This window comes from Terrabacter tumescens (assembly GCF_014646815.1).
In the GTDB taxonomy this organism is placed as follows: domain Bacteria; phylum Actinomycetota; class Actinomycetes; order Actinomycetales; family Dermatophilaceae; genus Terrabacter; species Terrabacter tumescens.
Genome location: NZ_BMNZ01000013.1, coordinates 20576 through 40315, shown reverse-complemented (window position 1 = coordinate 40315; position 19740 = coordinate 20576). Strand labels below are relative to the sequence as shown.

Below are 19740 nucleotides of genomic sequence, written 5' to 3'. Positions count from 1 at the left end.
CACCGAATACCGCCGAAGCCCTGCCGCCATCGCCCGCCTCCACAAAGCCGTGTTGCGCAGACGATCTGAGACCGCCGGGTGACGGAGGGGGCGGGGCGCTCACTCGACTGTGGTTGGGCGCTCACTCGAGGTGAGGGGTGGGAGCGGGGTTGGCGGGAAGTCGGTCGTGGGCCGCGGCGGCGCGCGGATAGGCTGGCCCGCGTGATCGACATCAAGCTCGTGCGCGACGAACCCGACCGGGTCCGCGCATCGCAACAGGCCCGTGGTGAGGACCCGGGGATCGTGGACGCGATCCTCGCTGCCGACGAGCGCCGTCGATCGTCCCTCGGCGATTTCGAGAGGCTGCGCGCCGAGCAGAAGACCGTCAGCAAGTCGGTCGGCGCCGCGATGGGGGCCTTCCAGAAGGCGAAGAAGTCGGGAGCCGCCGACGCCGACCACCTCGAGAAGGTCGCGCACGAGGCGCGCACCCACGCCGGCACGCTGAGCGAGCAGGTCAAGGCGCTCGAGAGCGACGCCGACGAGGCCGGGGCCGAGCTGGAGCGGCTGCTGCGCCGGGTCGGCAACGTCATCATCGACGGCGTGCCCGTCGGCGGCGAGGACGACTACGTCGTGCTCGAGACCGTCGGCACCCCGAGGGACTTCGCGGCCGAGGGCTTCGAGCCGCTCGACCACCTCGCACTCGGCGAGAAGCTCGGCGCCATCGACATGGAGCGCGGTGCCAAGGTCGGCGGCGCGCGCTTCTACTACCTCACCGGTGTCGGCGCGCTGCTCGAGCTGGCGCTGCTCAACATGGCCATCGCCCAGGCCACCGCGGCCGGCTTCACGCCGATGATCACGCCGACGCTCGCGCGCCCCGAGATCATGGTCGGGGCCGGCTTCATGGACGCGCACGCCGAGGAGGTCTATCGCCTCGAGGCCGACGACCTCTACCTCACCGGCACCTCGGAGGTCGCCCTCGCCGGCTACCACTCCGACGAGATCATCGACCTGAGCAGCGGCCCGAAGAGGTATGCCGGGTGGTCGGCCTGCTACCGCCGCGAGGCCGGGTCGCACGGCAAGGACACCCGCGGCATCATCCGCGTGCACCAGTTCCACAAGGTCGAGATGTTCAGCTACTGCCGTCCCGAGGACGCCGAGGCCGAGCACCAGCGCCTGCTGGCGTGGGAGCGCGAGATGCTCGCCAAGATCGAGGTGCCCTACCGCATCATCGACACCGCGGCCGGCGACCTCGGTGGCCCCGCGGCCCGCAAGTTCGACTGCGAGGCGTGGGTGCCGACGCAGGGCAAGTACCGCGAGCTGACCTCCACCTCGAACTGCACGACGTACCAGGCGCGCCGACTGAACACCCGTGAGCGCGACCCGAACGGCTCGGGGACCCGCGCCGTCGCGACGCTCAACGGCACGCTCGGCACGACGCGCTGGCTCGTCGCGATCCTCGAGAACCACCAGCAGGCCGACGGCTCGGTGCGTGTGCCGGAGGCGCTGCGCCCGTTCCTCGGCAAGGACGTGCTCGAGCCCCTCGCCTGACCACCGGTTTGACGTTGGCGCGCCGCAGAACTTCCCGCGCGTTTACCTCAAACCGGTCAAGGAGTCGGGGAGTAGGTGATGCCGAGCTGCCTGGTGACCTCGTCCAGGGCTCGCAGGTTGTCCTGGACCGACGCAGCCGGGTGCAGCGGGGACTCGAGCAGGCCCTCGCTGATGCAGCGGGCGACTTCGAGCGCGGAGTGGAAGAGGGCGCCGTGGCCGATGGGCTCGGGGTCGGTCCACGTCACCGAGCGTGACCCGTCGGCCGAGGTGACGACGACGTCGCCGGGCATGAAGAAGGGCCCGGGCAGGGTCAGCGTGGCGGCCGTGCCCGCGATCGTCGCTGTCGTGGGCGTACGCGTGAGCAGCGTCGAGTGCAGCACGCTCGTCGCGTCGCCGGCGTGGGTCAGGACCATCGCGGCCTGACCGTTGACGCCGGTGTCGGTCATCTCGCCGGTGGCCAGCACCCGGCTCGCCGGGCCGAGCGCCCACGTCGCGAGCGTCGTGACGTAGGTGCCGAGGTCGAGCAGGGAGCCTCCGGCCATGGCCGGGTCGAGGATGCGGTGCGGCGGATCGAAGTGCTCGCCGTGGTCGGCCAGGACGGTGCGCACGTCACCGAGCAGTCCGGCGTCGAGGACCTGCCGGACGACGTCGAAGCGCGGCAGGAAGAGCGTCCACATCGCCTCCATGCAAAAGACGCCGGCGCCCGCGGCGGCGTCCGAGATCGCCTGCGCCTCCGTGGCATTCAGGCCCAGCGGCTTCTCGACGAGCACGTGCTTGCCGGCCCCGACCGCGAGCAGCGCCCCCGCCACGTGCAGGTGGTGGGGCGTAGCGACGTAGATGACGTCGACCTCCGGGTCCGCCACGAGCGCATCGGCGGAGGCATGTGCGCGATTGATCCGCGCCGAGGCGGCGAAGGCGTCGGCCGAGGCCTGGGTCCGTGACCCGACGGCCACGACCCGCTGCGTCGTCGAGGCCTGCAGCGACGCGACGAAGCGGGAGGCGATCCACCCGGTGCCGAGCACGCCCCAGCGCAGGCTCGGCACGGACGAGGGCAGTGGACGGCGCGGCGCGGGGAGGGCGTCGGGCAGCGAAAGGGACGACACGGCATACCTCCTCGGTCTGCGTCGGGAAGTGGGCACTCGACGGAGAGGTCCCGTCGAGTGCTCAGTTGTCTGCGTCGGGAAGTGGGCACTCGACGGGAAGGTGGGTCAACGCTCGTCGAGCATGACCTCGATGGAGTAGTCCTGGGCGCGGTAGCAGTGGTCGCCGTACTCGACCGGGCCGCCGACGGCGTCGAACGCGGTGCGCGACATCGTCAGGACCGGCTGGGACGGCGTGAGGTTCAGGTGCTTGCGCTCGGCCGCCGACGGCTGGCGGGCGCCGATGCGCTGGTGGGCGACGACGGGCTTGCCGCCCCGGGCGCGGAGCAGGGCGTAGAGGCCGTCCCGCTCGAGGTCCTCGCGAGTGATGTCGGAGTAGGCCGGCGGCAGCCAGTTGCGCAGGATCGCGAGCGGCCGGTCGCCGTCGCAGCGCAGCCGCACGAGCTTGAGCAGCGGCGTGTCCGCCGGCAGGCCGAGAGCCGTCGCCGCCACCTCGTCGGTCGTCATCTCGTGGGTCAGCACCTCGGTGCGCGGGTCGCCCGAGCCCTCGCGACGCAGGTCGTCGTAGAGGCTCGTCAGCTCGGCGCGCCGGTGGATCTGGCGCCCCGCGACCGTGGTGCCGAGACCACGGCGGCGGAGCAGCAGACCCTGGCCGACGAGCTCCTGGATGGCGCGCCGGACCGTCGGTCGCGACAGGCCGAGCCGGTCGGCCATCGCGACCTCGTTCTCGAACGCGTCGCCCGGCTGCAGCTGCCCGCTCGCGATCGCCGCACTCAGCTGCTCGGCCAGCTGGTGGTAGAGCGGGACCGGCGTCTCCCGGTCGATGCGGACGTCAACGGGCTTGGGCATGGCCGCACCCTACCGAGCCCCCGCGATCATGAGCGAATGTGTTCATGTGAGCACATCTTCGCGCGTCGTCACCTCGGGCTCTTGACGACGAGGATCGGCACGTCGGCGTCGAGGATGAGGTTCTGCGCGACGCTGCCGAGGAAGGCCTTTCCCATGGGCGAGCGGCGCCGTGCCCCGATGACGAGCAGCTCCGGACCGAGGTCGCGCACGGTCGCGAGGATCGCCTCCGAGACGTCCGCGATGTCCCGACCGCCCGGCACGAGGCGGACGTCCCAGGCGACGTCGGGCAGCCCGACCGCCTCGAGGGCCGCGCCGACGGCGTCGGAGATGCCCGCCTTGTTGGCCTCCGCGATGTCGTTGTCGAGCGACTCGACGACGTGGACGACGACCATGTCCGTCCCGCGGTAGGCCGCCTGGCGGGCTCCCTCCTGCAGCGCCAGGGCGCTCGAGCTGCGGGTGTGGTGGGCGACGGCGACGCTCATGACGTCACCCCGCTCACTTCTGCAGCTCGTGCGAGAGCTCGGTGAGCTCGTCGCCGCCGGCCATCTGGCGGGTGAGCTCGTCGAGACCGACGTCGGCGCGCTTCTTGTCGAGCACGGCCTGGCCGAGCTTGAGGATGACGAAGTGGTTGCCGACGAGATAGGCGTGGTGCGGGTTGTGGGTGATGAAGACGACGCCGAGGCCGGCGTCGCGGGCCGCAGCCGTGTACTTCAGCACGACGCCGGACTGCTTGACGCCGAGGGCCGCGGTCGGCTCGTCGAGGATGAGCACGCGCGCGCCGAAGTAGACGGCCCGGGCGATCGCGACGCACTGGCGCTGGCCACCGGAGAGGGTGCCGATGGGCTGGTTGATGTCCTTGACGACGACGCCCATCTTGCGCAGCTCCTCGTCGGCGATGCGCTTCATGTCGGCGATCCGGAGCGTCGCGAACGGGCCCTTGCCGCTCGTCAGCTCGGAGCCGAGGAAGAAGTTGCGCCACACCTCCATGAGCGAGACGACGGCGAGGTCCTGGTAGACGGTGGCGATGCCGTGGTCGAGGGACTCGCGCGGCGAGGAGAAGCTGACCTCCTTGCCGTCGACCTTCATGGTGCCCTCGTTGTGCGGGTGCAGGCCGGCCATGATCTTGATCAGGGTCGACTTGCCGGCGCCGTTGTCGCCGAGGACGCAGGTCACCTCCCCGGCACGCACCGTGAGGTTGATGCCCTTGAGGGCGCGGATGGCGCCGTACGTCTTGCCGACGTCCTTCATCTCGATGAGCGGCTCGCCCGAGCTCAGCTCCGGGTCGGCGTGCTCTGCCAGGGTGTCGGTCATGTCAGCCCACCTTTCGGGCGGTCGAGAGTCGCTTGACGTAGAGGTTGACCATGACGGCGAGCAGGAGCATCACGCCGAGGAAGGCCCGGAACCAGTTGGGGTCCCAACCGGCGTAGACGATGCAGAGGCTCGTCATGCCGAAGATGAAGGCGCCGATGGCGACACCGATGGCGTTGCCGAAGCCGCCGGTGAGCAGCGTGCCGCCCACGACCGCGGCGATGATGTAGAGGAACTCGTTGCCGATGCCGTTGCCGGCCTGCAGGGTGTCGAACTTGTAGAGCGTGTGCATGCCGACGAACCAGCCGAGGAACGACACGGTCATGAACAGGCCGATCTTGACGGCCTTGACGGGCACGCCGACGGCGCGGGCCGAGTCGGCGTTGCCGCCGACGGCGTAGATCCAGTTGCCGATGCGCGTGCGCTGCAGGATCCAGGCCGACAGGGCCACGAAGAGGAACCACCAGAGGACGGTGATCTCGACGGTGACGGTGCCGATCTTGAAGCTCGAGGCGAAGATCGCGTCGAGCGTGGAGTAGCCCTGCATCTGGTTGATGTTGGGCGTCGAGACCGAGCCGGTGACGAGCTTCGTCACGCCGAGGTTGGCGCCCTGCAGCACGAAGAACGTGCCCAAGGTGATGAGGAAGCTCGGTATGCCGGTGCGCACCACGAGATAGCCGTTGAGGAAGCCGATGACGAGGCTGAAGACGAGCGAGAGCACGGCGCCGACGATGAGGTTGATGCCGAGCTGGTAGCAGAACATCGCGTTGACGAGTCCGGCCGTCGTGACGATGACGCCGGCGGAGAGGTCGAACTCGCCGCCGATCATGAGCATCCCGACGGCGACCGCGACGATGCCGATCGTCGAGGACTGGTAGAGCACCGTGAAGAACGACGCGGGCGACCGGAAGGCCGGGGCGACGATGAGGAAGAAGATGAAGATGACGATCGCCGCGACGAGGGCCCCGACCTCGGGGCGGGCGAGCAGGCGGTTCGACCAGCCGAGCGTGACCCGGTTAGACGCCTCGGCAGGCGCCGACGGTGGCGTCTTGGTGGTTTGACTCATGGACCTCTCCGATCCGTTTGACGAGCGAGCAGTGGAGTGCGAGGGGGCGGCCGGCGCCGGTTGCCCGGGCCGGCCGCCCCGGTGGGTCAGCGCGTGTTGTTCTTCGCGAACGGGAGGATCTGGTCGATGTTGCTCGAGTCGACGAACGACGGGCCGGTGAGGACGGCCTTGCCGCCGCCGATGTCGTTGCCGTTCTTCTTGTTGAGGTAGAGCGACTGGATCGCGAGGTAGCCCTGGACGTAGGGCTGCTGGTCGATCGAGAACTCGATCTTCTTGTCCTTGATCGCCTGGGCCGCGTCGACGTTGAGGTCGAAGGTGACGAGCTTGGCCTTGCTGCCGGCCGCGTCCATGGCCTTGAGGGCGTCGAGGGCGATCGGGGCGCCGAGCGTCACGATGTAGTCGATCGAGCTGTCCTGGGCGAGCTTGGCCTGCAGGGCCGAGACGACCGACGGGTCGTCGGCGCCGTTGACCTGGATGTTCTCCGTGGCGGGCAGGCCGGCCTTGACGCCGGCGCAGCGGGCCTCGAGGGCGACCGAGCCGGAGGCCTGGATGACGCAGAGCGCCTTCTTGCCGCCGGCGGAGGCGATGCGCTTGCCGGCCGTCGTGCCGGCGAGGTTCTCGTCGGAGCCGAAGTACATCTTCGCGCCGACCTGCTGGTACTGGTCGATGCCGGAGTTGAAGGCGACGACGGGGATGCCCGCGTCGTTGGCCGACTTCACGGCGCCGGCGAGGGCGTCGGGCGTGGCGAGCGTCGTCGCGATGCCGTCGACCTTGGAGTCGACCGCGTTCTGGATGAGCGTGGCCTGCTTGCCCGGGTCGGGGTCGTTGGAGTACTTCAGGGTGATCCCGTTGTTCTTCGCGGCCTGCTGGGCGCCGGCCTTGATCTTGTCCCAGAAGGTGTCGCCGGGGGTCTCGTGCGTGACCATCGCGAAGGTGTAGCCGGAGTTGTCCCCCGCACCGCCACCGCCGCTGCCGGCCGTCGAGCTGGTCGAGGGTGCCCCACCGCTGCTGCAGGCGCTGAGGGCGAGAGCGGCGGCCATGGCCATGCCGGCTGCGACGGTCAGGCTCTTGCGAGTCCGAGTCGGAGTCATCGTTGATTCCTTTCGTTGCCGTCGCGGTGGCCCGGTCGCCGATGTGGCGCGACGTTCTGTGACGGTGGATCCGTCGATCAGGGTGAAGGTGCCCGTATGCCGTGTGCCGCTTGGCGCTCAGGTGCGGGCCGGAGGGGTGTGCCGGGTCGAGGGTCGTCGCCCGGGAGGTGTACGGGTCCAGCGATTGGAGGATGCCCCCGATGCTGTCGTCGTGTCAAGAGATTGATCAAACATCAGAATGTCCTAACATTTGCTTGACACGACGAGCCCTGCGGCACGACGATCGTTCTCGGAAGGCCGACCTCGCCCTGGCGCTCGTCGACCGAAACCCGCGGCGACCACCCCACCGGCTCGCCGCCCACCGCGATCACCCAAGGGAGAGTGCACATGCGCATCGGACTGGCCGGAGTCGGCCGCATCGGGGCGTTCCACGCCGAGACCCTCCGCGACCTCTCCGACGTCGACGAGGTCGTCGTGGCCGACCTGGACGCCGACGCCGCTCGCGCCGTGGCCGACAAGCTCGAGGTCGGGTATGCCGCGTCGCCGGCCGAGCTGCTCGCCTCCGGGGTCGACGGCTTCGTCATCGCCACGGCTACGCCCGGCCACGCGCCCCTCATCCGGCTCGGTCTCGAGGCCGGGGTGCCGACCTTCTGCGAGAAGCCCGTCGCCGCCACCCTCGACGAGACGCTCACGCTCGCCCAGCTCGTCCGGACGACGAGCACGCCCGTCCACGTCGGCTTCCAGCGGCGCTTCGACCGCGGCTACCAGCGTGCGCAGCAGGCCGTGGCCGCCGGCGAGCTCGGCTTCCTGCACAGCATCCGCGCCCAGACGCACGACCAGTCGCCGCCCCACGCCGCCTACATCCCGACGAGCGGCGGCCTCTTCCGCGACTGCTCCATCCACGACTTCGACATCATCCGCTTCGTCACCGGCCGCGAGGTCGCCTCGGTCTACGCCACCGGCGCCAACAAGGGTGCGCAGTTCTTCTCCGAGGCCGGCGACGTCGACACCGCAGCGGCCGTGCTGACGCTCGACGACGGCACGCTCGTCAACCTCTCGGCCACCCGCTACAACGGCGCCGGCCACGACGTGCGCATGGAGGTCCTCGGCAGCGAGGGCACCATCGGCGTGGGCTACGACGACTCCCTCGCCGTCACCTCGGCAGAGCCCGGCGCGACCTACCCGTCCGGGCCGCGCCACTGGTCGTTCATGGAGCGCTTCCTGCCGGCCTACCGCGCCGAGCTGACGGCCTTCGCCGCGGTCGCCCGTGGCGCGCTGGCCTCGCCCTGCACCGTCGACGACGCCCTCCAGGCCTTCCGCGTCGCCGAGGCCTGCGAGCTCTCGCGCCGGGAGAACCGGCCGGTCTCGCTCACCGAGATCCCCGGTCTGTGAACGACGTGGGCACCATGGCCACCTCGACCACTCAGGCCGACGACACGGCATACGCCACCCCCGACGACACCCCCTACGACGTCGTCGCCATCGGGCGCACGGGCGTCGACATCTACCCGCTCCAGCACGGCGTCGGCCTCGAGAAGGTCGAGACCTTCCAGAAGTTCCTCGGCGGCAGCGCGACCAACGTCGCCGTCGCCGCCGCGCGCCACGGGCACCGGACGGCGCTCGTCACGCGGACCGGGCAGGACGCCTTCGGACGCTACATCCACGAGGCGCTGCGCGGCTTCGGCGTCGACGACGCGTTCGTGTCGGCCGTCACGGGGCCGCCGACGCCCGTCACCTTCTGCGAGGTCTTCCCGCCCGACGACTTCCCGCTGTACTTCTACCGCTACCCCATCGCGCCCGACCTCATGATCGAGGCCGACGAGCTGCCGCTCGAGGCGATCCGCACCGCCGGCGTCTACTGGGCGACCGTCACCGGCCTGTCGCAGGAGCCGAGCCGCGCCGCGCACTTCGCCGCCTGGGCGGCACGCGGACGGCGCGCCCACACCGTCCTCGACCTCGACTACCGCCCGATGTTCTGGACCGACCCGGCCGAGGCGAGCGAGCAGGTCGGGCGCGCGCTCGACCACGTCACGGTCGCCGTCGGCAACCGCGAGGAGTGCGAGGTCGCCGTCGGCGAGACCGACCCGCAGCGGGCGGCCGACGCGCTGCTCGAGCGCGGCGTCGAGCTGGCGGTCGTCAAGCAGGGCCCCAAGGGGGTGCTCGCCGCGACCCGCGACGAACGCGTCGAGGTGCCTCCCTTCCCGGTCGAGGTCGTCAACGGCCTCGGCGCGGGCGACGCCTTCGGCGGTGCCCTGTGCCACGGCCTGCTCGAGGGCTGGGGCCTGCGGCGCGTCCTCGAGTTCGCGAACGTCGCCGGTGCGATCGTCGCGAGCAAGCTCGAGTGCTCGACCGCGATGCCGACCTCCGCCGAGGTCGAGGAGCGCCTGGCCTCCGTCGCCCCGGCCGCCCCGTTCGCCACCACCGCCGAGGAGGCGCGATGACCACCACGCAGCACGATCCCGCTGTCGAGCCCGCTGTCAGCCCGACCGTCCGGGTCGCCGACCTCACCGAGATCCGCGTCCGAGAGCCCGGCCGCATCGCCGCCGCGTGGGCGGCCCGGCGACGCCGTCCGCTCGTCCGCGAGGACGGCCGGATGCTGCTCGTCGCCGCCGACCACCCGGCCCGCGGCGCCCTCGGCGTCCGCGGCGCGGGAGCCGCCATGGCGAGCCGCAGCGACCTGCTCGACCGGCTCGTCACCGCCCTGCAGCGCCCCGGCGTCGACGGCGTGCTCGGCACCCCCGACATCCTCGACGACCTCCTGCTGCTCGGGGCGCTCGACGACAAGGTCGCCATCGGCTCGATGAACCGCGGGGGCCTGCAGGGCGCGAGCTTCGAGCTCGACGACCGCTTCACCGCCTACACCGCCGAGGAGATCGCGGTCCGGGGCATCGACGGCGGCAAGATGCTGACCCGTATCTGCCTCGAGGACCCGGGCACCGTGGCGACGCTCGAGGCGAGCGCCCACGCCGTCACCGAGCTCGCCGAGCACCGGCTCATGGCGATGGTCGAGCCGTTCCTCTCGACGCGTGAGGGTGGCCGCGTGGTCAACCAGCTCGACCCGGACTCGACCATCAAGTCGGTCCACATCGCCGCCGGCCTCGGTGCGTCGAGCGCCTACACGTGGCTCAAGCTTCCCGTCGTCGACGAGCTCGAGCGCGTGATGGACGCGACGACCCTGCCGACGCTGCTGCTCGGCGGCGACCCCCAGGGCGACCCGCAGGACACGTACGCGTCGTGGGGGCGGGCGCTCGACCTGCCCGCCGTCCGAGGCCTGGTCGTCGGTCGCGCGCTGCTCTTCCCGCCCGACGGTGACGTCGCCGCGGCCGTCGACATCGCCGCCGGCCTCGTGCACGGCTCGGCCCAGTCGTCGGCCCAGGGGAGCGGGGCCGGCGCGTGAGCGACAACGAGCGCTGGGTGCGCCCCCTCGGGAGCGCCGGCACCACCGAGTGGTCGGTCGCGATCGACGACACCGTTGACGGCTGGTCGCACACGCGGTTGTATGCCGTGGACCTCGCTCCCGGGCAGAGCCGCACCGTCGCGGCGGGCGAGTGGGAGCACGTCGTCGTGCCGCTCGCGGGGTCGGTGATCGTCACCGCGGTCGACGCGGACGGCGAGAAGCACGAGGCCCACCTCGCCGGTCGCGAGTCCGTCTTCGCGGGCCCGACCGACGTCGCCTACGCCTCGCGGGACGCCGAGCTGACGGTGACCGCGGAGGGCGGCCCGGCCAGGGTCGCGGTGTGCGGCGCCCGCGCGGCGGAGCGGCACACGCCGCCGTTCCGCCACGTGGGCGTCGCCGACGTGCCCGTCGAGCTGCGCGGTGCGGGCGTCGCGTCGCGCGAGGTGCGCAACTTCGGCATCCCGGGCGTGCTCGACGCCGACTCGATCATCGCCTGCGAGGTCATCACGCCGGGCGGCAACTGGAGCTCCTACCCGCCGCACAAGCACGACGAGGAGCGCCCGGGCGTCGAGACCGAGCTCGAGGAGATCTACTACTTCGAGGTTCGATCAACCGAGCGAAGCGAGCTTGATCGGACCTCGGCAGACCAGGCCGCCGAAGGCGGTCCGGGCAGTTCGGTGTCAACCGAGCGAAGCGAGCTTGATTCGACCTCAGGAGGACAGCCCGCCGAAGGCGGTCGACGCGGTGTCGGTTACGTGCGTGTCTACGGCACCGACGAGCGCCCGATCGACGTGCTCGCCGAGGTCCGTTCGGGTGACGTCGTCCTCGTGCCGCACGGCTGGCACGGGCCGGCCATGGCCGCCCCGGGCTACGACCTCTACTACCTCAACGTCATGGCCGGCCCCGGTGCCGAACGTGCCTGGCTCATCTGCGACGACCCCGCGCACGGCTGGGTCCGCGACACGTGGTCCGACCAGCCGGTCGACCCCCGACTTCCCCTTGGAGGTGCTCGATGACGAGCGACACCCACACGGCCACGACGGTGCGCCTCACGGTGGCCCAGGCCGTGGTCCGCTTCCTCGCCAACCAGTGGAGCGAGCGCGACGGCGAGCGGCAGAAGCTCTTCGCCGGCTGCTTCGGCATCTTCGGCCACGGCAACGTCGCCGGCATCGGCCAGGCGCTGCTGCAGAACGAGCTCGCCGACGGCGAGGAGCACCTTCCCTACGTGCTCGCGCGCAACGAGCAGGCGATGGTCCACACCTCCGTGGCGTACGCCCGGCAGAAGGACCGCCTCCAGACGTGGGCGTGCACGGCCTCGGTCGGCCCCGGCTCGACGAACATGCTGACCGGTGCGGCGCTCGCGACGATCAACCGGATCCCCGTGCTGCTGCTGCCGTCCGGCACCTTCGCGACGCGCGTCAGCTCGCCGGTGCTGCAGGAGCTCGAGCTGCCGTATGCCGCCGACGTGACGGTCAACGACGCCTTCCGCCCGCTGTCGAGGTTCTTCGACCGGGTCAGCCGTCCGGAGCAGCTGCCGTCGGCGCTGCTCGGCGCGATGCGGGTGCTCACCGACCCGGTCGAGACCGGCGCCGTGACGATCGCGCTGCCGCAGGACGTGCAGGCCGAGGCCCACGACTGGCCGGTCGAGCTCTTCGCGCCGCGCACGTGGCGCGTGGCCCGTCCGCTGCCCGAGGCCGTGGACGTCGAGGACGCCGCCGCGGTCATCCGCTCGGCGAAGCGGCCGTTGGTCGTCGCGGGTGGTGGCGTGCACTACTCGGGCGCGGAGTCGGCGCTGCAGGCGTTCTGCGAGGCGACCGGCATCCCGGTCGGGGAGTCGCAGGCCGGCAAGGGCTCGCTGCCTCACGGCCACCCGCAGGAGATGGGCGCCGTCGGCTCGACCGGGACGACGGCCGCCAACGCGCTCGCCGCCGAGGCCGACGTCGTCATCGGCATCGGCACGCGCTGGAGCGACTTCACCACGGCGTCGCGGACCGCCTTTCAGGAGGGCGGTGTCCGTTTCGTCAACATCAACGTCGCGCGCTTCGACGCGGGCAAGCACGCGGGCCTGACGGTCGTCGCCGACGCCCGCGAGGCGCTGACCGCCCTGACGACGGCACTGCAGGGGTATGCCGTCGACGACGCCTACCGGTCGCGCCAGGCCCAGCTCTGGGCGCAGTGGGACACCGCGGTCGAGGGCGCCTTCAACCCGCCGACCGACGTCACCGACCGGCTGGCCGAGGGTCTGCTGACGCAGGGCCAGGTGCTCGGCGCCGTCAACGAGCTGAGCGACCCGCGCGACGTCGTGCTCTGCGCGGCCGGCTCGATGCCCGGCGACATCCACAAGCTGTGGCGGGTGCGGGACCGCAAGGCCTATCACGTCGAGTACGGCTACTCCTGCATGGGCTACGAGGTGCCGGCGTCGATCGGCATCCGCCTCGCCGACGAGTCGCGCGACGTCTTCGCCATGGTCGGGGACGGCGGCTACCTCATGATGCCGACCGAGCTCGTCACCGCCGTGCAGGAGCGGGTCAAGGTCGTCGTCGTCCTCGTGCAGAACCACGGCTTCCACTCGATCGGCTCGCTGTCGGAGTCGCTGGGCTCGCAGCGCTTCGGGACCTCGTACCGCTTCCGGGGCGAGTCGTCCGGCCGGCTCGACGGCGAGGTCCTGCCCGTCGACCTCGCGGCCAACGCGCGGTCCCTCGGCGCCCACGTCATCGAGGTGCACTCCCTCGACGAGCTGCACCAGGCGATCAAGGAGGCCAAGGCTTGGCCGGCCGACGGCGGACCCGTCGTCATCCACGTCGAGACCGACCCGCTCGTCCACGCACCCGACAGCGCGTCGTGGTGGGACGTCCCGGTCTCGGCGGTCAGCGACCTCGACACGACGCAGACGGCCTACGCCGAGTACGTCGACCACAAGGCGACCCAGCGCCCGCTCATCACCCCTGCCGGCACCCCCTCAGACCCGGAGTCCCAGTCATGAAGCTCGCCCTCGACCCGTACATGCTCCGTGAGACGCCGCTGCTCGAGCTGCCCTCTCTCGTGGCCGAGCTCGGCTACGAGTGGATCGAGCTGTCGCCGCGCGACGACTTCATCCCGTTCTTCAACCACCCGCGCGTCGACGACACGACGGTCGCGTCGTTCCGCAAGGCGCTGGCCGTCGCCGGCGTCGGGGTGTCGTCGGTGCTGCCGCTCTTCAAGTGGTCGGGGCCGGACGAGGAGGACCGCCGGGCGGCGGTGCGCTACTGGACGCGGGCCATCCAGATCACGAGCGACCTCGGCGTCGACACGATGAACTCCGAGTTCAACGGCAACCCCCGAGAGGCGGCGGTCTGCGAGCGGATGTTCTGGCAGTCGATGGAGGAGCTGCTGCCTGTCTTCGAGAGGGAGGGGATCCGGCTCGTGCTCGAGCCGCACCCCGACGACTGGGAGGAGGACGGCAAGCGGGCGGTCGACATCATCCGCGGCATCAACAGCCCCAACGTCAGCTTCCTCTACTGCGCGCCGCACACCTTCCACCAGGGCAACGACTGCGACGGGATCCTCGACAAGGCAGGCGATCTCGTGACCATGGTCCACGTCGCCGATGCCTACGACCACACCGCGTCATCGGGGCTGCGCTACATCGTCAACCCTCCCGGCTCGCAGGTCACGGTGCACCAGCACCTCGACATCGGCCAGGGCGAGGTCGACTTCGGCCAGCTCTTCGCCGGCCTCGAGCGCATCGGCTTCGACGGCATCGTCACCTCGTGCGTCTTCGCCTGGGAGGACCGGGCGCGTGAGTCGAGCACCTACATGCGCGACACCATCCGCTCCTACCTCGACAAGTGGGCGACCGCCCCCACGCTCGTCTCCCCGTGAAGCCCGCCACGCGGCACACCCCTGAACCAGCTTGCAAGAGAAGGAAGAAGTCATGAGCACGCCCACCCGCATCACCCACCTCATCGACGGCCGGCCGTGGACCGGCACCGCCGAGCGCACGTCGCCCGTCTTCAACCCCGCGACCGGTGAGCAGACCGGCGTGCTCGACCTCGCCTCGGCCTCGCTCGTCGACGACGTCGTGAAGTCCGCCGCCTCCGCCTGGGAGGAGTGGGCCGACGCGTCGCTCGCCAAGCGGACCGGCGTGCTCTTCGCCTTCCGCGAGCTGCTCAACGACCGCAAGGAGGACATCGCCGCGCTCATCACGGCCGAGCACGGCAAGGTGCTCTCCGACGCCCTCGGTGAGGTGAACCGTGGCCTCGAGGTCGCCGAGTTCGCCTGCGGCATCCCGACGCTCATGCGTGGCGGCTTCTCCGAGAACGCGTCGACCAACGTCGACGTCTACTCCATCCGCCAGCCGCTCGGCGTCGTTGCCGTCATCTCGCCGTTCAACTTCCCGGCCATGGTGCCGATGTGGTTCATCCCCGTCGCCATCGCGTGCGGCAACGCCGTCGTGCTCAAGCCCTCGGAGAAGGACCCCTCGGCCGCGCTCGCGATCGCCGCGCTGTGGAAGGAGGCGGGGCTGCCCGACGGCGTCATGCAGGTCGTCAACGGCGACAAGGAGGCCGTCGACGCGCTGCTGACCCACCCCGACGTCAAGTCGGTGTCGTTCGTCGGCTCGACCCCGATCGCGAAGTACGTCTACGAGACGGGCACGGCCCAGGGCAAGCGCGTCCAGGCCCTCGGCGGGGCGAAGAACCACATGCTCGTGCTGCCCGACGCCGACCTCGACCTCGCCGCGGACGCCGCCGTCAACGCCGGCTTCGGCTCGGCGGGGGAGCGGTGCATGGCGATCTCGGCCCTCGTGGCCGTCGAGCCCATCGCCGACGAGCTCATCTCCAAGATCAAGGACCGGATGGGCAAGCTCGTCACGGGTGACGGCACGCGCGGCTGCGACATGGGCCCGCTCGTCACCTCGCAGCACCGCGACAAGGTGACCTCCTACCTCGACGCCGGGGTGTCCGAGGGGGCCACGCTCGTCGTCGACGGCCGGCAGGACTCCTACGACTCCGACGGCGAGGGCTACTTCCTCGCGCCGACGCTCTTCGACAACGTCAAGCCGGGCATGTCGCTCTACGACGACGAGATCTTCGGCCCGGTGCTGTCGGTCGTGCGGGTCCACTCCTACGACGAGGGGCTGAAGCTCATCAACAGCAACCCCTACGGCAACGGCACGGCCATCTTCACCAACGACGGTGGCGCTGCCCGCAAGTTCCAGCGCAACGTCGAGGTCGGCATGGTCGGCGTCAACGTGCCGATCCCCGTGCCCGTCTCGTACTACTCCTTCGGCGGGTGGAAGAACTCGCTCTTCGGCGACACCCACGCCCACGGCATGGAGGGCGTGCAATTCTTCACCCGCGGCAAGGTCGTGACCTCCCGCTGGCTCGACCCGAGCCACGGCGGCCTCAACCTCGGCTTCCCCCAGAACGACTGAAACCCCCTCACCCCCAACACTCTTCGAGAGGAACGACCGACGATGGCCGAGTCCAAGGCCCGCAACACCGACGAGCGCTACAGCAAGCTGACGATCGGTGTCTGTCCTGACCAGTGGGGCGTCTGGTTCCCCGAGGACGACAAGCAGATCCACTGGGAGACCGCCCTCGACGAGATGGCCGAGGCCGGCTTCTCGGTCATGGAGACGGGGCCGTTCGGCTACTTCCCCAAGGACCCGAAGCGCCTCCAGGAGGAGATGGACAAGCGCGGCTTCAAGGTCGTCGCCGGCACCGGCTGGGGCATCCTGCACAAGCCCGAGGCGTGGGCCGACACGGAGAAGACGTTCCGCGAGATCGCCGAGACCCACGCCGCGGTCGGGGCCGAGTACATCGTGCACCTGCCCCCGATGTTCCGCGACGAGAAGACGTGGGCCTACACCGACGACCGGGTGCTCTCGACCGAGGCGTGGAACGCCTACATCTCCAACGCGGACAAGCTCGGTCGCATCATGAAGGAGGACTACGGCCTCCAGATGGTGCTGCACCCGCACGGCGACAGCCACATCGAGACGCCCGAGGACATCGACCGGGTCTTCCAGGCCACCGACCCCGACTACGTCGGCTTCTGCCTCGACACCGGCCACATCGTCTACGGCGGTGGCGACCCGATGGAGCTGTGCCGCAAGTACCCCGAGCGGATCTCCTACGTCCACATCAAGGCGATGGACGAGGGCCTGGTCAAGCAGGCCCACGACGAGGACTGGCCCTTCGGCCTCGCCGTCGCCAAGGGCTGCTCGGTCGCGCCGCCCGCCGGGGCCCCCGACATGCCGGCCTTCGTCGAGGCCCTCGCCGACCTCGACAAGGAGCTCTACGTCGTGTGCGAGCAGGACATGTACCCGTGCGACCCGTCCTACCCGCTGCCCAACGCCATCCAGACCCGCGAGTACCTCGCCTCCATCGGCCTCGGCCTCCGCTGAGCCCCCAGTGACGAAGGAGTCACACGACATGACTGTTCGTATCGGCATGATCGGCCCCGGCGGCATGGGGCAGGCCCACATCGACCGCATCCACACCGTCATCGCGGGCGGCCGCGTCGTCGCCGTGAGCGACGTCGACCCGGCCCGAGCCGCCGAGGTGGCCGCGCGGATCGACGGGACGGCATACGCCACCTCCGCCGAGCTCATCGCGTCCGACGAGGTCGACGCCGTCATGATCTGCAGCTACGGCCCGGCCCACGAGGTCGACGTCCTGGCCGCGGTCGCCGCCGGCAAGCCGGTCTTCTGCGAGAAGCCGCTGACGCCGACGGCCGAGGCCGCGCTGCGGATCATGGAGGCCGAGCAGGCGGGCGGGCGGCGTCTGGTGACAGTGGGATTCATGCGGCGCTTCGACCGCAGCTACCGGCAGATGAAGTCGCTGCTCGACTCGGGCGAGCTCGGCGAGACGCTGATGGTGCACTGCGCGCACCGCAACCCGACGGTGCCTCAGAACTACACGTGGGACATGGCCATCAACGACACCGCGATCCACGAGGTCGACACGATGCGCTGGCTGCTGGGCGAGGAGTTCGTCTCGGCGCGCGTCGACAAGCCGAAGAAGACGTCGCTGCGCTTCGAGCACCTGCAGGACCCGCTCGTGCTCATCCTCGAGACCGAGTCGGGCGTGCGGGTCGACGACGAGATCTTCGTCAACTGCCAGTTCGGCTACGACATCCGCTGCGAGGCCGTCGCCGAGAAGGGCACCGTGTCGCTCGCCGACCAGAACGCCGTCGAGGTGCGGGACGGCTCGGGCCACCGCAACTCCATCGCCCGTGACCACAACGACCGCTTCTGGGGGGCGTTCGTCACCGAGGTGCAGGAGTGGATCTCGGCCGTCGCGCGCGGTGAGCACGCCGGGTCGACGTCGTGGGACGGGTATGCCGCGGCGTGCGTCTGCGACGCCGGCGTGCGAGCGCTCACCGACGAGGGCGTCGTCAAGGTGGAGATGATTGCCAAGCCCGACTTCTACGCCTGACGCCCGTCGGGAACGGGCAGGGACGACGCAACGCGGTGGATCTCCGGCACCAGGCGCCGGTGATCCACCGCGGAAGGCGCGCATCAGGATAAATCGGACGACAGGCGGCCTCCCGATCCGGAGAATCTCCGGGTGATCCTCGACGCCGTTCTCCGCCACACCCGCCCTCCGTCACCCCTGGCGGGTCGGCTCTCCGCGCAGTCGCTGCTCTTCGCCCTGGGCGAGGGCACGTTCATGACCGGCTCGGCGGTCTTCTTCACCCAGATCGTCGGGCTGTCCGCTGCACAGGTCGGCCTCGGCCTGACGATCGCGGGGGTCGCGGCGTTCCTCGCCGCGCTGCCGATGGGCAGGCTCGTCGACCGCTTCGGGCCGCGCAAGATGTGGGCGGTCAGCGCGGCCGGCCAGGCGGCGATGTTCGCGTTCTGGCCGTTCATCACCGGCTTCCAGGGCTACGTCTCGATGGCGGTCGGCATGGAGGTCATCGGAGCTCTCGGTGGTGCGGCGTACGGCGCGTACACGATCGACGTCCTGCCGCCGGAGGAGCGCATGCGCTCGCGGGCCTACATGTACTCGGCCCTCAACCTCGGCTTCACGCTGGGCTCGGTCGTCGGTGGCGTCGCGCTGGCGTTCCACTCGAACGACGTCCTGCACGCGCTGCCGTGGTTCACGGCGCTCGCCTTCCTCGTCAACGCCGCAGCCATCCTGCGCCTGCCCAACGCCTCGCACGACGAGCGCACGCCGGAGGAGCGCGAGGTCCGCGTCCCCGGGCCCGGGCCGTTGCGCAACCTCGGCTGGCTGCTGACGACCTTCTTCACCGGGGTGTTCTGGACCAACCAGGTGCTGCTCAACGTCGTCATCCCGCTGTGGTTGGTGCAGAAGACGGATGCGCCCCGGGTGCTGCTCGCGTTCCTCTTCGGCACCAACACGGTGATGTGCATCTTCCTGCCGATGATCACCTCGCGCGGCGTCAAGGACGTCCCCACCGCGCTGCGCGCCATCCGGATCTCGGCGGTCCTGTTCGTCGTGTCGTGCCTCATCACGCTGGCCACGCACGACACCCTCGGCTGGGTGACGATCGCGCTCGTCTGGCTGGGGCACGTGACGGTGACCGGCGCCGAGCTCTACGTGTCGGCCGCCAGCTGGTCCTTCGAGGCGGAGCTGATGGACCCGCGGCAGCGTGGTGCCTACCAGGGAGCAGCGCAGCTGAGCATGACTCTCGGGAAGGTTTGGGCCCCAGCGGTGTTCACGTTCCTCGCGCTGGACTGGGGAGCCACAGGCTGGCTCATCATCGCCGCGATCATCGTCGCGGCCACCATCGGCATCCACCCCTCGACGCAGCTCGCGCGCCGGTTCCTCGAGCGGCACGTGCCGGCCGACGTGCTGGCCGACGCGCGGGCGTCGGCGCCGAAGCCGGAGGAAGAGCTCGTCGTCGGGCTACCGTCGCTCATCGACGCCGACGAGCCCGTCCCGGATCCCGACCCGATCCGCTGAGCTCGTGGGGGCGTATGCCGGGTGGCCGGGTCGCGTGCCGGAGCGCGGCCGCGCTACCGGTACGGGTCGGTGATCTCGCGCAGTGCGGTCAGGGCCTGGCGCAGGTGACCCATGAGCTCGGGTCCGAGGTGCTCGCGCCACTCGGCCTCGATGCGCTCCTCCTCGGCGTGAGCCAGAGGCAGGGCCGACTCGGCCCGAGCAGTCAGGCGTACCAAGCGTGCCCGGCCGTCGGAGGGGTCGGGCACGCGTTCGACGTAGCCGGCCCGTTCGAGCTTGTCGACGAGGGCGGTGGCCGTCTGCTTCGCGATCTGGGCGCGCTCGGCGAGGACGCTGAGACGGGTTCCGTCGGGGTCGAGGCCCATCATCAGCCGGCTCTGGGCGATGGTGATGTCGTCGAAGCCGGCCTCGTGCAGGGCGCGGAAGACCCGGTCTGCCGCCGCTCGGGAGGCGATGAACATCAGCAGGCTGCTCGGCAGATCCCGACTCATCA

The 19740-nt window shown here is 70.6% G+C and carries 18 protein-coding genes; 11 read left to right on the top strand and 7 right to left on the bottom strand.

The annotated features are described in order from the left end of the window. Window positions 1-201: 201 nt before the first annotated feature. Window positions 202-1527, top strand: a complete 1326-nt coding sequence (gene serS, locus IEY30_RS21170) for a serine--tRNA ligase (RefSeq protein ID WP_030203685.1) — start codon at window positions 202-204, stop codon at window positions 1525-1527. A gap of 56 nt (window positions 1528-1583) precedes the next feature. On the opposite strand, the gene IEY30_RS21165 is transcribed toward serS, so the two are convergent. From IEY30_RS21165 to IEY30_RS21140, 6 genes are all read right to left on the bottom strand, one after another. Further along, window positions 1584-2630, bottom strand: a complete 1047-nt coding sequence (locus IEY30_RS21165; RefSeq protein ID WP_229675135.1) for a Gfo/Idh/MocA family protein — start codon at window positions 2628-2630, stop codon at window positions 1584-1586. 105 nt (window positions 2631-2735) lie between these two features. Next, window positions 2736-3476, bottom strand: coding sequence for a GntR family transcriptional regulator (locus IEY30_RS21160; protein WP_030203682.1), 741 nt, complete (start codon window positions 3474-3476; stop codon window positions 2736-2738). A gap of 68 nt (window positions 3477-3544) precedes the next feature. Continuing rightward, window positions 3545-3958 (bottom strand): universal stress protein, encoded by a 414-nt coding sequence (locus IEY30_RS21155; protein ID WP_030203677.1) that lies wholly within the window; start codon window positions 3956-3958, stop codon window positions 3545-3547. Between the two features lie 13 nt (window positions 3959-3971). Next, the gene (locus IEY30_RS21150; RefSeq protein ID WP_030203675.1) at window positions 3972-4787 is read right to left on the bottom strand and encodes an ATP-binding cassette domain-containing protein; all 816 of its coding nucleotides are present in this window, start codon (window positions 4785-4787) and stop codon (window positions 3972-3974) included. Between the two features lies 1 nt (window position 4788). Then, a complete protein-coding gene (locus tag IEY30_RS21145; RefSeq protein ID WP_030203673.1) occupies window positions 4789-5850 on the bottom strand; it encodes an ABC transporter permease in 1062 nt (353 codons plus the stop codon). 86 nt (window positions 5851-5936) lie between these two features. Continuing rightward, window positions 5937-6941 carry a substrate-binding domain-containing protein gene (locus tag IEY30_RS21140; RefSeq protein WP_030203670.1) on the bottom strand — a complete coding sequence of 335 codons (1005 nt, stop codon included), beginning with the start codon at window positions 6939-6941 and terminating at the stop codon, window positions 5937-5939. Between the two features lie 387 nt (window positions 6942-7328). On the opposite strand from IEY30_RS21140, the gene IEY30_RS21135 reads away from it, so the two are divergent. The 10 genes from IEY30_RS21135 (at window position 7329) to IEY30_RS21090 (ending at window position 19250) form a co-directional block, all read left to right on the top strand. After that, window positions 7329-8333, top strand: coding sequence for a Gfo/Idh/MocA family protein (locus IEY30_RS21135; RefSeq protein WP_030203668.1), 1005 nt, complete (start codon window positions 7329-7331; stop codon window positions 8331-8333). Between the two features lie 14 nt (window positions 8334-8347). Next, complete coding sequence (iolC, locus tag IEY30_RS21130; RefSeq protein ID WP_052359090.1) at window positions 8348-9382, top strand: 5-dehydro-2-deoxygluconokinase; 1035 nt, start codon at window positions 8348-8350, stop codon at window positions 9380-9382. Continuing rightward, on the top strand, window positions 9379-10338 hold the full coding sequence (locus IEY30_RS21125; RefSeq protein ID WP_052359088.1) for a Cgl0159 family (beta/alpha)8-fold protein: 960 nt from the start codon (window positions 9379-9381) through the stop codon (window positions 10336-10338). Before iolC ends, IEY30_RS21125 begins: the two co-directional genes overlap by 4 nt. After that, complete coding sequence (locus IEY30_RS21120; protein ID WP_030203662.1) at window positions 10335-11354, top strand: 5-deoxy-glucuronate isomerase; 1020 nt, start codon at window positions 10335-10337, stop codon at window positions 11352-11354. Before IEY30_RS21125 ends, IEY30_RS21120 begins: the two co-directional genes overlap by 4 nt. Continuing rightward, complete coding sequence (gene iolD / locus IEY30_RS21115) at window positions 11351-13321, top strand: 3D-(3,5/4)-trihydroxycyclohexane-1,2-dione acylhydrolase (decyclizing) (RefSeq protein ID WP_030203660.1); 1971 nt, start codon at window positions 11351-11353, stop codon at window positions 13319-13321. Before IEY30_RS21120 ends, iolD begins: the two co-directional genes overlap by 4 nt. Then, window positions 13318-14199, top strand: a complete 882-nt coding sequence (locus IEY30_RS21110) for a sugar phosphate isomerase/epimerase family protein (protein WP_030203658.1) — start codon at window positions 13318-13320, stop codon at window positions 14197-14199. Before iolD ends, IEY30_RS21110 begins: the two co-directional genes overlap by 4 nt. 52 nt (window positions 14200-14251) lie before the next feature. Next, entirely contained in the window at window positions 14252-15751 is a 1500-nt protein-coding gene (locus IEY30_RS21105) for a CoA-acylating methylmalonate-semialdehyde dehydrogenase (RefSeq protein WP_030203656.1), read from the top strand. 42 nt (window positions 15752-15793) lie between these two features. Continuing rightward, window positions 15794-16726: a TIM barrel protein gene (locus IEY30_RS21100; protein ID WP_030203655.1), complete on the top strand. Its 933-nt coding sequence runs from the start codon at window positions 15794-15796 to the stop codon at window positions 16724-16726. Window positions 16727-16754: 28 nt separating this feature from the next. After that, window positions 16755-17759, top strand: a complete 1005-nt coding sequence (locus IEY30_RS21095) for a Gfo/Idh/MocA family protein (RefSeq protein ID WP_030203652.1) — start codon at window positions 16755-16757, stop codon at window positions 17757-17759. 132 nt (window positions 17760-17891) lie between these two features. Then, complete coding sequence (locus tag IEY30_RS21090; RefSeq protein WP_030203648.1) at window positions 17892-19250, top strand: MFS transporter; 1359 nt, start codon at window positions 17892-17894, stop codon at window positions 19248-19250. Window positions 19251-19303: 53 nt separating this feature from the next. Here the strand turns inward: IEY30_RS21090 and IEY30_RS21085 are convergent, their stop codons facing one another. After that, entirely contained in the window at window positions 19304-19738 is a 435-nt protein-coding gene (locus IEY30_RS21085) for a MarR family winged helix-turn-helix transcriptional regulator (RefSeq protein WP_030203645.1), read from the bottom strand. Window positions 19739-19740: the final 2 nt, after the last annotated feature.

Excerpts from the sequence above, each read along its gene's own strand:
- IEY30_RS21105 (WP_030203656.1), top strand. The coding sequence starts at position 14,252 with ATGAGCACGCCCACCCGCATCACCCACCTCATCGACGGCCGGCCGTGG.
- IEY30_RS21145 (WP_030203673.1), bottom strand. The coding sequence starts at position 5,850 with ATGAGTCAAACCACCAAGACGCCACCGTCGGCGCCTGCCGAGGCGTCT.
- IEY30_RS21095 (WP_030203652.1), top strand. The coding sequence starts at position 16,755 with ATGACTGTTCGTATCGGCATGATCGGCCCCGGCGGCATGGGGCAGGCC.
- IEY30_RS21110 (WP_030203658.1), top strand. The coding sequence starts at position 13,318 with ATGAAGCTCGCCCTCGACCCGTACATGCTCCGTGAGACGCCGCTGCTC.
- iolD (WP_030203660.1), top strand. The coding sequence starts at position 11,351 with ATGACGAGCGACACCCACACGGCCACGACGGTGCGCCTCACGGTGGCC.
- IEY30_RS21100 (WP_030203655.1), top strand. The coding sequence starts at position 15,794 with ATGGCCGAGTCCAAGGCCCGCAACACCGACGAGCGCTACAGCAAGCTG.
- IEY30_RS21160 (WP_030203682.1), bottom strand. The coding sequence starts at position 3,476 with ATGCCCAAGCCCGTTGACGTCCGCATCGACCGGGAGACGCCGGTCCCG.
- IEY30_RS21140 (WP_030203670.1), bottom strand. The coding sequence starts at position 6,941 with ATGACTCCGACTCGGACTCGCAAGAGCCTGACCGTCGCAGCCGGCATG.
- IEY30_RS21125 (WP_052359088.1), top strand. The coding sequence starts at position 9,379 with ATGACCACCACGCAGCACGATCCCGCTGTCGAGCCCGCTGTCAGCCCG.
- IEY30_RS21135 (WP_030203668.1), top strand. The coding sequence starts at position 7,329 with ATGCGCATCGGACTGGCCGGAGTCGGCCGCATCGGGGCGTTCCACGCC.
- iolC (WP_052359090.1), top strand. The coding sequence starts at position 8,348 with ATGGCCACCTCGACCACTCAGGCCGACGACACGGCATACGCCACCCCC.
- IEY30_RS21085 (WP_030203645.1), bottom strand. The coding sequence starts at position 19,738 with ATGAGTCGGGATCTGCCGAGCAGCCTGCTGATGTTCATCGCCTCCCGA.
- IEY30_RS21155 (WP_030203677.1), bottom strand. The coding sequence starts at position 3,958 with ATGAGCGTCGCCGTCGCCCACCACACCCGCAGCTCGAGCGCCCTGGCG.
- IEY30_RS21150 (WP_030203675.1), bottom strand. The coding sequence starts at position 4,787 with ATGACCGACACCCTGGCAGAGCACGCCGACCCGGAGCTGAGCTCGGGC.